This window comes from Amycolatopsis sp. PS_44_ISF1 (genome assembly GCF_032335455.1).
Lineage (GTDB): Bacteria > Actinomycetota > Actinomycetes > Mycobacteriales > Pseudonocardiaceae > Amycolatopsis.
Genome location: NZ_JANUXO010000002.1, coordinates 902,351 through 915,109, shown reverse-complemented (window position 1 = coordinate 915,109; position 12,759 = coordinate 902,351). Strand labels below are relative to the sequence as shown.

The window sequence follows — 12,759 nt, the reverse complement described above, 5'->3', positions numbered from 1 at the left end:
GATGCCGGCTTCGCTGCCTTACGCGGCGGTCGCCCTGGCGGCGGTGGCCGCGGCCTGGGGCGGGTTCGACTGGTGGCAGGCCGCGCACGACGACGGACCGGCCCGCGCCGGGTTCCGGGATTCGGCCCTGCAGGCGGGCCGGACCGCGGTCGCCGGGCTGACCTCGCTGGACTACCGCCAAGCCGCGGGCGGCTACCAGCACTGGCTCGACGTGAGCGGCGGCTCGCTGCACGACGAGCTGGTGCAGGGCCGTCCGGCCAACCTCGAGCGGGTCGCGCAGGCGAAGACCGTCACCACCGGCACGGTCACCGACGCCGCGGTGACCGGGCTGGACCCGGCCGCCGGCACCGCCGAGCTGATCGTCTCGGTCGAGCTGGTGGTCACCCCGGACGGCGGACCGGCCGTGGCGAAGCACAACCGGTTCAAGGCCGGGCTGGCCCGCGGCGCCGGGGGCTGGCTGGTCACCGGGCTCGGCCAGGTACCGGTGGAGGAGGGCCCGTGACCAGGATGACGGTGCAGCCGAAGAAGCCGCCGAGGCGGCCGGTGCGGGTGGTGCGGGTGGCCGGGCGCGGCCGGACCCGCGGGCGCCCCCCCTCCCGGGACCTCGGTGCGGAAGGGGCCCCGCAGGTCGAAGTCCCCGCGCCGGAAACGGCTCCCCGGGCGCACCGGCACCGGGTCCGCCGGGTGCTGCCGATCGCGCTCGTGGTGGTCCTGGCCGGGACGGCGGCCTGGGGCTTCGCCGCGGCGCACCGGGACCGGGCCGCGGCGGCCGGGAACTCCGCACTGGTCGACACCGCCGCCACCGAGGACGCGGCCCGGGGGATCGGCGCCGCCCTCGGCACGGTTTTTTCCTACCGCTACGACGATTCCGGCCGGAGCCGGCAGGCGGCCGAGGCCGTGCTCAGCGGCGCGGCGCGAGGCCAGTACGAGCAGCTCTTCGGCCAGGTCGGCCGGCTCGCCGCCGGGCAGCAGCTCGTCGTGACCTCGCACGCGGTGGCTTCCGGGATCAAGCTGCTCGACGGTGGGCACGCGGCGGCTCTGGTGTTCCTCGACCAGACCGGGGTCCGCGGCGACGGCAGCCGGAGCACCGGGGCCGCCCAGCTCAGCGTCACCGCCGAGCGCGACGGCGGGAAGTGGCGCGTCACCGGCATGTCCGCCGTGTGACGCGCCGGCCGCGGCGGCGGTGCGGTGCCTCAGGAGTCGAGCAGGGCCTCGGCCCGCAGCGCGATCTCCAGGTCCAGCCGGTCGTCCGGGTTCTCGAGCCGGTCGCCGAACAGCTCGACCAGCTGCCGCATGCGGTAGCGCACGGTCTGCGGGTGCACCTTCAGCCGCTTGCCGATCTCGGGGGCGCTGCCGCCGCGGGTCTGGAGCCAGACCAGCAGCGTCTCGCCCAGCCGGGCGCGCTGTTTCGGGGTCAGGCCGGCGAACGGCTCCAGGCTCTGGGCGCACAGCTCCCGGATGAGGAACTGGTCGGCCAGCAGCCACAGCGTGGACAGGTGATCGGCGCACAGGGTGAGCTGCGCGTCGGGCAGCACGCCGCGCTGGACCAGGCGCAGGGTGCGCTGCGCCCACTGCAGCGAGCGGGCGGCGTCGGCGGTCGGGACGGTGGGGCCGACCACGGCCCGGCGGCCGGGGAACAACGAGCCGAGGTCGCGCAGGTCCCGCTGCGGGGCCCCGGTGACCAGGCAGGGCCGGTCCCCGTCGAGCACGGTGAGCACGTCCGGGTGCAGATCGCCGGGGTCCTGGGCCCGGCCGGGACGGGTCTCCAGCGCGACCACCGCGACCTCGGCCGGCAGCACCCACTCGGCGGCCACGGCCTGGGCCGCCACCGCGCCCGGGGCGGGCGGCGGATCGGACAGCAGCAGTTCCAGCAGCCGCTGCCGCCGCCGGACCCGGGTCCCCGCGGCCCGGTCGCGGGCCGCGGTGTACCCCTCGATCGACAACGCGGAAATCTCGTTGACGTAAGCGAAAGTCGCCTCCGCGCCGATGCACAGCGCGTCCGCGGAGATGCCGGTCGCCCGGGCGAAGTCGGAGATGTGCTGCCAGGCCACCTGACCGCCCACCCGGTAGGCGGTCTGCAGGCAGTCGAGGCTGCGCCCCTCCTGGAACTCGATCTTGCCGAGGTTGCGGAACACCGCGGCCCAGGCCTCGGCCGGCGCGGCCGCGTGCGCGGGTTTGCCGACACTCTCGAGGCACTGCAGGATCGACTGGCGGACACCCTGCGTGATCACCCGGCCGAAGCCGCCCTCGAGCGGGCGCCGGTATTCCGGCACCGCCCGCTGGACCTCCCGCAGGATCGCCCGGGCCAGCGGGTTGACCCGGGGCTTGAACCGGATCGCCAGCTCGCGGGGGAGCGCGGCCCACAGCCGCGCCGCCTCGTTCCCGGCCGGGGCCGCGCCGTCGGCGGACGGCAGGGGCCGGCGCGGGCTCGGGGCGCCGCCGGCGGCCGGCGGGGTCCCGGCGATCTTCGGACCGCTGTCCACGTAGGTCATGGCTGATGTCCTCATCGACAACGAGGTCGGCCTCTTCACCGAGGAAACCGACGCGGATTTCGGGGCCTGGGAAACATAAATTCGGGCGAACGAGACTGTCAACCGGCTGAGGTCGGCTGTGGGGGTCCTCCATCCGGACTACACCCGATCGGGTGGTTCGCGGTCATCGTGGGTGACACTTCCCCGGCGCCGGGATGGCCTGGTTATGACAACTTTTCCGCCGGGCCCGGGGTTTCGCCGGCGGCCAGCAATCGCGCCGCGACGTCGTGCACGTCGACCCGGGCCGCCTCGGTGCCTTCGACGAATTCGGTCAATTCCCCGCAGAATCGGCCGGGGTCGAGCACATGTGGAAAATGCTTCGCGTTTTCCATTACGGTCAGCCGGATTTCCGGAAAACGCCCGGCCGCCCGCCGCCCGTGCGCGACCGGGATGAGCGGATCCCGTGCGCCCCAGAGGATCCGGATCGGCACCCCCGCGGAGAGGTACAGCTTCTCCAGCGCGCTGCCCCGCTGCCCGCGCAGATCGAGCAGTCCGCGGGTGATCGCCAGGAAGGCGCGGCGCCGGCCGGGGTCGGCGAGCGAACCCAGGTGCCGGGCCAGCTCACGGCTTTCCGGCGACAGCCGGCCGCCGAGCGCGCGGGCCGTCCGGGCCAGGGCGCGGCTCAGCGCCAGCGTGCCGCGGTTCACCGTGAGGGTCAGGAAGGCGCCCGCCCCGGGCAGCGTCGCCGCGCGCAGCGCGAAGCCGACTTCGCGGCCGAGGCCGCCGCTGCTGACCAGCATCAGCCGGTCGCACAGGTGCGGGAACTGGTAGGCGAACTGCATCGCGATCCCGCCGCCGAGCGAGTGGCCGACCACGGTCGCGTGCCGCACCCCGGACAGGGCCAGCAGGTCCCGGACCGCCGAGGCGGTGGTCCCGAGGCCGTAGTCGGCGCGCGGGGAGTCCGAGCCGCCGTGCCCGGGCAGGTCGGGGGCCAGCACCCGGTGGGAGAACCCGCCTTCCTCCAGCCGCCGCAGCACCGGCGACCAGGTCTGCGCGCAGCCGGCGATGCCGTGCAGCAGCACCACCGCCTCGTCCGGCCGGTGCCCGCCGGGGCGGTGCTCGCGGACCCGGACCCGGCGTCCGTGCAGCGTGAGGGAGAAGGTCTCAAGGGGCATCGGTGGCCTTTCGCATCAGGCCACGGTAAGCCGTACCCGGAGGATTTCCTTGTGCTCCAAGGAAAAATCCGGAAATCCGCGCGCCGGTGACAGTGGCGGCCCGCGAAACCCCTTCCCCGGGTGAGAACTCAGCGCGGCTCGTCCCCGTGCCGCTGCGCCTGCATGAGCCGCTGCGCGCGCAGCGCGAGCTGCAGGCCCAGCCGGTCGTCGGCGTCGCGCAGGCGGTCGCCGAACAGCTCCTCGAGCTGCCGGAGCCGGTTGCGCACGGTGTGCGGGTGCACGCCGAGCTGCGCGGCGATCTCCGGCGCGCTGCCCCGGGACTCCAGCCAGACCAGCAGGGTCTCGCTCAGCCGCTCCCGCTGCTTGTCCCCGAGCGAGGCGAACGGGTCCAGGGTGCGCCGGGCCAGCTCGGCGGCCAGGAAGTCCTCGGCCAGCAGCCACAGGGTGGCGAGGTGGTCCCGGCACCAGATGAGCGGACCGGGCACTTCCGCCGCCGACAGCCGCAGCGCCCGTCTCGCGGTGCGCAGCGCGGCCGGGGCGTCGGCCAGCGGGACGAGCGGGGAGACCGCCGCGCGCCAGCCGTCCAGCCGGGCGGCCAGCGGCACGAGGTCGGCGTCGGGCTCGCTGGTGAGCAGATGCGGCTCCGGCCCGTCCAGCTCGGCCAGCACGCCGTCGCCGAGCAGTTCCAGCGGGAACGGCGGCGCCCCGGGCCGGTGCTCCAGCGCCACCATGGCCGCGGTCTCCGGCAGCGGCCAGCCGGCGCCCCCGGCCAGTTCGGCGATGCTGCGCGCGGACCCCTCGGGGGCCTTGGCGATCAGTTCGAGCAGCCGCCGGCGCCGCACCGGCACGGTGCCCTCGGCTTCGGCCTGCGCGCGCTGGTAGCCCTCGATCGCCGTGGCGCACAGTTCGTCCACGTAGGCGAAGATCGCCTCGGCCGTGGTGGACACGACCACCGGGTCGACCCCGGCATCGACCACCGCCTGGTGCATGGAGCGCCAGGCCACCCGGGCCCCGATGGTCGCGCTGTCCTGCAGCGCGTCGAGGTTGCGCCCCTCGGTGAACTCCATCCGGCCGCGCCCGCGGTAGAACTCGATCCAGTGCTCGTGCGGCTGCTCCGGCGTGCCCATCGAGTCGACGCAGTGGCGCACCGCGTACTCCACGCTCTGCACGAGCACCTTGCCGAAAACGCCCCGCAACGGCTGGGCGTAGCTCGGGACCGAGCCGCGCACCTCCTCGATCATGGCGGCCGCGGCGGAGGCGACGTGCGGCCCGAGCGCCGCGCCGAGCGCCCGCGGCACTGAGGCGAGCAGGTGGAAACTGCGGTACTCGACCACGAAAACCTTCCCTTCGGCGAGGACGGGGAGCGCGAGCGTAGCGGAACCGCGAACCCCGCGGTGCGAACGATTCCCGGCGGGCCGGGGCCGATGCGTGCTTTGACGAGAAAGCGCAGAAGTCCTAAGCTCCTCCCTGTTCCGCTTTTTGCCCGTGACGGCGGACGCAATTACTTCGTGGCGCCGATTATCGAGCGGGGAGAGTCCGGTCTTGTCAGTGTCGTGCGCGTGGTCCAGGCTTCCCCGGGAGATCGGTGCCGCCGTGCGCCTGAGGGCGCCGGGGATCGCGCTCGCGTGCATCGAAGCGCTGGAGCGGGAAATTCCGGAATACGCGGAAAAATGGCTGACCCCGGCGCAGCGCGCCGCGGCCGTCGAATCCGCGCGCCGGGCGATCGAACGTGACGTCGGACGGCTCGGTGTCACCGAAACGCACCAGGCCGCCCGGCTCGCCGATTTCCGCCACCGGGGCCGCCTCGCCTGCCGGCGCGGGCTGTCCCGCGAGTCGGTCCAGGCCGCGGTGCGCGTGGCCAACCGGGTGGTCTGGCGCGAAATCGCCGACGCGGCCCGGGAATGCGGCTGTTCCGCGGACGTGCTGTACCAGCTCGCGGAGGGCATGTTCGCCGATGTGGAGACCTCGATGGCCGCGATCGCCGAGGGTTACACCGCGGCCGAGCTGGCCGCGTCCGGGGACGGCCAGCGCCACCGGGCGCTGCTGCGCGCGCTGATCGACGGCCGCGTTCCGGCCGATGTGGACGGTTTCGCCGCGGCCGCCGGGCTCACCCTGCCCGATCGCGTCGCCGTGGTCGCGTTCCGCGCCGGTCCCGGCGCCCCGGACTTCCCGGCCGGGCTGATCCCCGCGCACGTGCTGGCCGATCCGGGCGGCCCGGGTCCGGTGCTGCTGAGCGCGGACCCGGAGACCGACCTGGCCGGGCTGGGCCGGCTGCCCCGCGGCTGGATCGCCGCGGTGGGGCCGCGGGTCGGTTTCGCCGAGGCCGCGGAGTCCTACCGGATCGCGCTGCGCGCGGCCGAACTGGCCGAGCGCGGTCTGCTCGGCGGCACCGGGCCGGTGGTCTGGTGCCGCGAGCACGTCACGAAACTTCTGCTGCTGGCCGACGAGTTCCTCCTGGCCCGGCTGGCCGAGCAGACCCTGGCCCCGCTGGCCGGGGTGGGCGGGCACCGGCGCGAGCAACTGGCCGACACCCTGCTGGCCCTGGTCCGCACCCGCGGCAGCGCCCCGGAACTCGGCCGGCAGCTCGACCTGCACCCGCAGACCGTCCGCGGCCGGCTCAAGAAGCTCGGCGAGCTGTTCGGCGACCGCCTCGAGGACCCGGACGAGCGGCTGCGGCTGGAACTTTCGCTGCTGGCGGAGAAAACGCTGGCGATCTGACCGCCGGAGCCGGGCCGCCCGGCTCGGCGGTTCGGCGGGCGGGCACCGCGGGTTTCGCGGTGCCCTCCCGTATCCCGGGACCGGCCCGAGCGCCATCGGACCGGCCGCCGCGGCGGCGGTCCGCGAGGGGCCGTCGCCGCGAAAGCAGGCGGATTCAGCAGTTCGAGGTGGCGGGACGCCCGGCCAGCCGGTCCTTGATGAAGGCCAGCACGTCGGCGTTGCCGGTGTAGACCAGGGTGATGTGGTCGGTGTCGTAGGTCTTCCAGGTTTCCTGCACGTGCGCGGCGCAGTAGGCCCGGTGCAGGGTGTCGGCCTGGCCGAACTGCACGAGCTGGTCGGCGGTCGCGTGGTAGAGGAACAACGGCACCTTGATCGGTTCGCCGCCGAGCTTGTTCTCGTTCAGCCGGGCCACCCAGGGCGGGGCGATGTACCCCGGGCCGGTGGTGTAGTCGGCGATCTTCTGGTTCGCGTAGGTGGTGAGCAGTTCGAAGGTGCAGGCGCTCCTGCGCATCTCGGCCAGTTTCGCCCGCCCGTTGTCGTTCAGGAACGAATCCAGCTTGAGTTCGGGATAAGCCTGGTCCAGGCCGATCAGGGCGTAGGCGAACACCCCGAACCCGAAGCGCCCGTCCAGTTGCAGCGTCACCTGCACCAGGTCGGCGGGCACCCCGCCGGCGGCGACCCCGACGAGGTTCAGCTCGGGGGCGTAGGCGGGCTGGAGCTGGCCGGCCCACGCGGCCGCGCCACCGCCCTGGGAGTAGCCGCGGAACACGACTTTCGCGTCCGGGGACAGGTGCGCGGCCCCCAGGCGCTGCGCGGCCCGGACCGAATCGATCACCGCCGGGCCCTCCGAGCGGCCGACCACGTAGGTCGTCCTCGGCTCGGGCTGGTAGCCCTCGTAATCGGTGACCGCGACGGCGTAACCGGAGTCGAGCAGGTCGTCGAGCCCGGGCTGCTCGTAGAACGCGCCGGCGCCGATCATCGAAGACGGCGCGCAGGAGAACGCGGGCCCGTGGGTGCCGGGGGCGAACGCGACGATCGGCGCGGTGGCCGGATCGGCGCGCCGGGGCACCAGCACCGTCCCGGTCACCGCGTCCGGCTGCCCGAGTGCGTTGGTGGACAGGTACATCACCTGCCAGGCGTCGACCGAATCCTTCCGCGGACCGGCGATCGAGGGCCGCCAGCGGATCACGTCGCCGGGGTGCCCCGCGGGCAGCGGCGAGGGCGGCACGTAGAACGAGTCGTCGGACGGGCCGGTCCCGTCGGCGGCGGCGGGCGCGTGCACCGCGGCGGCGGTTCCGGTCGCGAGGACCGAGGCCAGCAGGACGGCGAGCAGCCGGCCCCTCACGAGCCGCTCCCGTAGACGCGGCGGCACACGGCGGACTCGTCGAAGGCCGGCCGCAGCCCGGGATCGGTCTTGAGGTCCTTGACCGGCCCGCCCGGATCGGACAGCCCGTTCATGGTCGTGTCGGCCGCCGACACCGCCCGCGCCAGACCGGCCCGGTCGGTCACCTCCGCCCGCGCCATCTGCGCCCGCACCGCGCTCACCCGGCTCCGGGTCTCCCGCAGCGTGGCCGCGGCTTTGTCTACTGTGGACTCGGCGTTGGGCACCGGCGGGCGGCCGGCGGTGGTGAGCCCGCGGCCCATGTCGTCCAGGGCCGAGCCCAGCCGGTCGAGGAAGCCGACCATGGCGTCGCGGTCGGAGGCCGGGCCCGCGCCGAGCGCCGGGGGAGTGCCGAGTTTCGCCGATCCCGCGGCGACCCCGCCGCAGACGGTGTCGGCCCACCGCACGGCGGCGGGGTCGGCGTGGCGGTCCGGCGCGGCCGGGGCGCCGCAGCCGAGAACGGCGCCGGAGAGGCAGGACAGGAGTGCGGTCACCGCGAAAACGCTTTTGCGCGTACGGTTCAGGGGCATTCTGGTCATGGCCGACCACGCTAGGCTCGGTGTTGCGATCCCGGCAAGAACGGCCGTGGCCGAAGAACTGCGTTGCCATCGGCGTACGGGGCGCCCGGGCCATTCTTGTCACCCCGGTGAACCTCCCGCGGAAGCGGGCCGGTCCGGGGAAACCGCAGGAATGCCACCAGGACCGCGCACCGGCGTGACAAGTTTCGCATTCGGGCCCGGCCGCCGCCGCCGGGGTGTTGAACCCGTTCTCCCGGCTGATTAGCTTGATGATCGGTAGCGATCACTTCGGCACTACCTTCGTGGATTCGCCCGCATTTTCCGTGAACGGGGCGGGCGCCGTTCGTATCATCGCCGATACCCGGAAGGACCATCGTGAGGCACCCTAGAGGGAACAGGAAAACGGCGGTGGCGGCCGCCACCGCCGGGGCGGTCGGACTGGCCGCCGTGGCGCTGGTCGCCGCGGCCCCGACCAGTTCGGCCGACCCGGTTTCGCTGACGCTGAACTACCACTGCACCTACCCGCTGGTGGGTTCGCAGCCGTTGAAGGTGGTGATCAACACCGACCTGCCCAAGACCATCGCCACCGGGCAGCCCACCGGCGCGTTCGACATCAAGGCGATCTCGACGATCAACGCGGACACCGTCAGCGGGCTCAACCTGATCGGCGCCAAGACCATCGAGGGACAGGCCATCGCCCAGGCCGCCGTGGCCGCACCGGGGATCAACCTCCCGGTGAGCGTTGCGAACACCGTGGCCAAGACCGACATCCCGGCCTCGGGCGACTTCACCGTCAACGCCTCGGGCCGGACGCCGTCGCTGACCTTCGACAAGCCCGGCGAAGCGAAGATCACCGTCGGGGACCTGGAACTGAAGGTCACCCCGCGCAAGGCGGACGGCTCGGTCACCGGGATCACCCCGGACGGCACCATCGACGCGCCGTGCACGCAGGACCCGGGGCAGTCCAACACCCTGGCCACGTTCACCATCACCCAGGGCGGGGGCACCACCCCGCCGTCCTCCTCGGCCGACAACCCGCCTTCCTCGTCGGCCGACAACCCGCCGTCCTCCTCCGCCGACAACCCGCCCTCTTCCTCGGCACCGCCCGGGGACGGGATCAAGTACTCCTTCGCCATCAACGGCAGCACCACGTTGAAGTCGCTGGGCAGCACGGCGCCGATCAAGGGCTCGTTCGACGCCAAGGTGGACCTGGCGGCGAAGACCTTCACCGGTGACCTGAACCTGGACCCGACCCACACCGACTTCAAGCTGTTCGGGTTCCTGCAGGGCGGTTCCGACGTGAAGGTGGTGCAGCACGGCCAGCAGAGCGGGACGCTGGAGGGCACGGGGTTCAAGGCGAACATCGCCTTCGACACCTTCCTGACCTCGGTCACCCTGTTCGGCATCCCGATCAGCTCGGACCCGAAGTGCGGCACGGTCGCCCCCTCGACCAGCGCGATGACCACCGCCCCGGACTTCGACCTGCTCAAGGGCGGCAAGCTGACCGGCACCTACGCGTTGTCGGACTTCGCCAACTGCGGACCGTTCAACGACTACATCAGCGCGTTCGCCAAGAGCTCCGGCAACAGCCTGGATCTCGACCTCACCAAGAAGTGACCCCCGCTGCCGGCCCCCGTCGCGCCGCGGCGGGGGCCGGTGCCAGGCCCGAAGGAAAGGTGACCCGCCGTGCTCAGGACGCTCTGGGTTTCACTCGTGGTGGCGCTGACGGCCCCGGCGGCCGGACTCGGCGGCACCCCCGGCGCTGCGGCCCCGTCCGCCGGCACCCCGGCGCCGGTGGTCCGGAAGCTGGCCTTCACCTGCCCGTTCCCGTTGCTCGGCCGGCAGCCGGTGGCGGTGGAGATCCGGACCTCGTTCGACGTGCCGGTCGCGGCCGGGGGCACACTGACCACCGGCCCGATCGAGGTGACCGTGACCGTGCCGGACCAGGCGGCCCGCGGGCTGAGCCTGGTCGGGGCGGCGAGCGTCGAAGGCACCGCGGCGGCCTCGGTGGGGCTGGTCAACGGGCCGCTGAACCTCCCGCTGACCCTGCCGCTGACCGTGGCGAAGACGGCGGTGCCGGGCTCGGGCCCGTTCAGCCCGCACGCGACGGGCACCGTGCCGCCGATCCAGCCCCCGAACCCGGGCCGCACCACGCTGACCGTCGGTGACTTCAGCACCCGGCTGACCCCGAAGAAGGCCGACGGCGGTTTCACCGGGCTCGGTTCGTTCACTTCGGACTGCACCCTGGACCCGGGCCAGGACCCGGTCCTGCTGGACGTCGACCTGGCCGCCGCCTCCCGGTGAGTTCTCCCGGTCGTCGCCGGGGGAGGCCGACAACGGTCTCGCGGCGACGCCGGTCGGCTACCTCGGCGCGGGGTGGTTCACGGCGTGGCCCGCCGCCACCGTCGTCCGGCAGCGGTCCAGGGCCGAGGTGATGTCCTCGTCCTCCGGGGCGGATTCCTCGGCGACGAGCAGGTCGGCCACGGCGTCGGCCCACCGGGACGCCGCCTCGTGCACCATCGCCCGGTTGAACCGGACCGCGGGATCGCCGGGGGCGAGCCGCACGGCGCGGTCGAGGTCGGCCAGCGCCGCCGCGAACTCGCCCGCCTCGTGCGCCAGGGCCGCCCTTCCGGCCAGCGCGCCGATCGAGTCCGGATCGAGCTCCAGCGCGCAGTCGAAGGCCGCTCCCGCGGCGGCGCGGTCGCCGGTCTCGGCCAGGATCTGGGCCACGACGAGGTGCAGGTGGGCGTTGTCCGGTTCGATCGCCAGCCCGTGCTCGGCGTCGGCGCGGGCGGCCTCGAGGTCCCCGCGGTCGAGCAGCAGCCCCGCCCGGTTGACCCGCGCGTCGACGAGCTCCGGGTCGAGTTCCAGGACGTAGCCGAGCACGGCCAGCGCCGCGTCGGTCTCGTCCTGCTCGATCAGCAGCTCGGCCCGGTTGTACTGCGCTTCGGGGAACGGCGGCCCGATGCGGATCGCGGTGTCGTAGTCGGCCAGCGCCTCCTCGTCCCGGCCGAGGGCGTGGCACAGGTTGCCGCGGTCGAGGTGGTAGTCGGGGTGGTGGGGGTCGGCGGCGATCACCTGGTCCAGGCAGGCCAGCGCCTCTTCGGTCCGGCCGAGCTTGGCCAGCAGCTGCGACCGGTTGTGCACGAGCACCGACCGGTGCAGGGCGTGCGCGCCGGGGGCGATGGTCCGGTCCAGCCACTCGGCGCCCTCGGTGACCAGCCGCAGCGCCTCCTCCAGGTGGCCCAGGTGCATTTCGACCAGCGCCAGGCCGTTCTGGTGGAAGACGGTGGTGAACACGCTCGCGTCGGTGTCGTCGGCCAGCAGCCGCGAGAACGCGATGGCCTGCTTGATCAGCCCCTTGGCCCGCACGTGGTCGCGGCGGTCGCGGTGGCGGGTGTGGATCATCGCCCGGGCGTAGGACGCCTGCATGTGCCCCCGCGGCGATTCGGTGGCCGCGATCAGCTCCTCGTAGAAGACCTCGGCCTCGTCCGCGCGGCGCAGCATCATCAGGGACGTGGTCATCTTCGTGGTGAACACCCACCAGGTGGTGAACGCCGCCGCCGGATCGATCAGCGCCCGGCCGCGCTGCGAGAGGTCGATCGTGGCGTGGTAGAAGCCCATGTCCAGGCAGCGGTTGAGGGCCTTTTCGAGGGTGGCGAGCCCGAGACCGCCCGGGTCTTCGCCGCGCTCCCGGTGGAACGGGATCGCCCCGAGGACGGGAGCTCGCTCACCCAGCGCGCCGAGCGCGTCCGCCCGGCGGTCGTGCAGCCCGGCCCGCGTGGCGGCGGGCAGCCCCTCGTAGGCGGCGACCAGCTCGGGCCGGTCAGCCGTGCAGTCGCTCTCGACGTAGCGGGTGGCGGCGGCGATGTCGTCGAGGCCGAGCGGAGCGGGCAGGGCCGCGGGCACGGCGGTTTCCTCGGCGTGCTCGCGCAGCACCGCGCTCAGCGGCGCCCCCGGATCGGTCCCGTCGTCGCAGATCACCACGCTCAGCAGCGCCGGATCGGTGCGGCGGACGAGGGCGGCGAGGAACTCCAGGTCCGTGTGGTCGGCGTCGGACAGCCGCACCACCAGCGACCGGGGCCCGCACCCCCGTTCGCGCAGCCGGGCGTGGACGAACTCCACGACACCGTGGCCGAGGCGCTCGGTGCGGACACCGGCGTAGAACCGGGTGCGCTCGGACGGCACCGCCAGCGAAGTCAGCGTTTCCCGCGGTGCGCCCAGCTCGCCGCGCAGCTCCGGGGCGACCGAGAGCAGCTCGACCTGGTGGCGCTCGAGCAGCGCGCCCGACGCGCCGGGGGCCAGCGCCAGGACGAGCTGCCCGGCCGCGGTGAACGGGCCGCGCAGCCGGCGCGCGGTGTCCACCGGCGCGGTCAGCGGCTCCGGGAGCGGCCCGGGCCGGCCGGCGGCGAGCAGGGCGGGCAGCTCGGCGGGATCGACGGCGCGGGGGAGCCGGACCCAGAGGTGTCGGACCATGGTTGTCTCCAGGCGGTGGT

The 12,759-nt window shown here is 73.8% G+C and carries 11 protein-coding genes; 5 read left to right on the top strand and 6 right to left on the bottom strand.

Translation table 11 applies throughout. The features are described from left to right. Position 1 precedes the first annotated feature (1 nt). Both NYF13_RS18930 and NYF13_RS18925 read left to right on the top strand, forming a co-directional pair. Positions 2-502 carry a hypothetical protein gene (locus NYF13_RS18930; protein ID WP_315660368.1) on the top strand — a complete coding sequence of 167 codons (501 nt, stop codon included), beginning with the start codon at positions 2-4 and terminating at the stop codon, positions 500-502. 5 nt (positions 503-507) lie between these two features. Continuing rightward, positions 508-1,164: a hypothetical protein gene (locus NYF13_RS18925; protein WP_315660367.1), complete on the top strand. Its 657-nt coding sequence runs from the start codon at positions 508-510 to the stop codon at positions 1,162-1,164. A 29-nt stretch (positions 1,165-1,193) separates the two neighbouring features. Here NYF13_RS18925 and NYF13_RS18920 read toward each other — a convergent pair whose 3' ends face one another. From NYF13_RS18920 to NYF13_RS18910, 3 genes are all read right to left on the bottom strand, one after another. Continuing rightward, on the bottom strand, positions 1,194-2,492 hold the full coding sequence (locus NYF13_RS18920) for a helix-turn-helix domain-containing protein (RefSeq protein ID WP_315658483.1): 1,299 nt from the start codon (positions 2,490-2,492) through the stop codon (positions 1,194-1,196). Positions 2,493-2,695: 203 nt separating this feature from the next. Beyond that, positions 2,696-3,646 (bottom strand): alpha/beta hydrolase, encoded by a 951-nt coding sequence (locus NYF13_RS18915; RefSeq protein ID WP_315658481.1) that lies wholly within the window; start codon positions 3,644-3,646, stop codon positions 2,696-2,698. 128 nt (positions 3,647-3,774) lie between these two features. Further along, entirely contained in the window at positions 3,775-4,980 is a 1,206-nt protein-coding gene (locus NYF13_RS18910; RefSeq protein WP_315658480.1) for a helix-turn-helix domain-containing protein, read from the bottom strand. Positions 4,981-5,239: 259 nt separating this feature from the next. Here NYF13_RS18910 and NYF13_RS18905 point away from each other — a divergent pair, with 259 nt between their 5' ends. Next, the gene (locus tag NYF13_RS18905; RefSeq protein ID WP_315658479.1) at positions 5,240-6,364 is read left to right on the top strand and encodes a helix-turn-helix domain-containing protein; all 1,125 of its coding nucleotides are present in this window, start codon (positions 5,240-5,242) and stop codon (positions 6,362-6,364) included. A 154-nt stretch (positions 6,365-6,518) separates the two neighbouring features. Here NYF13_RS18905 and NYF13_RS18900 read toward each other — a convergent pair whose 3' ends face one another. Next, entirely contained in the window at positions 6,519-7,709 is a 1,191-nt protein-coding gene (locus tag NYF13_RS18900; RefSeq protein ID WP_315658477.1) for a lipase family protein, read from the bottom strand. Then, positions 7,706-8,239, bottom strand: a complete 534-nt coding sequence (locus NYF13_RS18895; RefSeq protein ID WP_315658476.1) for a hypothetical protein — start codon at positions 8,237-8,239, stop codon at positions 7,706-7,708. The genes NYF13_RS18900 and NYF13_RS18895 overlap by 4 nt, the downstream gene beginning before the upstream one ends. A 399-nt stretch (positions 8,240-8,638) precedes the next feature. Between NYF13_RS18895 and NYF13_RS18890 the strand changes: the two genes are divergently transcribed. Next, positions 8,639-9,880 (top strand): DUF6801 domain-containing protein, encoded by a 1,242-nt coding sequence (locus tag NYF13_RS18890; RefSeq protein WP_396287618.1) that lies wholly within the window; start codon positions 8,639-8,641, stop codon positions 9,878-9,880. Positions 9,881-9,949: 69 nt separating this feature from the next. Next, positions 9,950-10,567, top strand: a complete 618-nt coding sequence (locus NYF13_RS18885) for a DUF6801 domain-containing protein (protein ID WP_315658473.1) — start codon at positions 9,950-9,952, stop codon at positions 10,565-10,567. 57 nt (positions 10,568-10,624) lie between these two features. Here NYF13_RS18885 and NYF13_RS18880 read toward each other — a convergent pair whose 3' ends face one another. Continuing rightward, a complete protein-coding gene (locus NYF13_RS18880) occupies positions 10,625-12,739 on the bottom strand; it encodes a tetratricopeptide repeat protein (RefSeq protein WP_315658471.1) in 2,115 nt (704 codons plus the stop codon). Positions 12,740-12,759 lie beyond the last annotated feature (20 nt).

Bases quoted from the DNA above. Each gene is read 5' to 3' on its own strand.
- NYF13_RS18930 (WP_315660368.1), top strand. From the start codon at position 2: ATGCCGGCTTCGCTGCCTTACGCGGCGGTCGCCCTGGCGGCGGTGGCC.
- NYF13_RS18925 (WP_315660367.1), top strand. From the start codon at position 508: ATGACGGTGCAGCCGAAGAAGCCGCCGAGGCGGCCGGTGCGGGTGGTG.
- NYF13_RS18920 (WP_315658483.1), bottom strand. From the start codon at position 2,492: ATGACCTACGTGGACAGCGGTCCGAAGATCGCCGGGACCCCGCCGGCC.
- NYF13_RS18915 (WP_315658481.1), bottom strand. From the start codon at position 3,646: ATGCCCCTTGAGACCTTCTCCCTCACGCTGCACGGACGCCGGGTCCGG.
- NYF13_RS18880 (WP_315658471.1), bottom strand. From the start codon at position 12,739: ATGGTCCGACACCTCTGGGTCCGGCTCCCCCGCGCCGTCGATCCCGCC.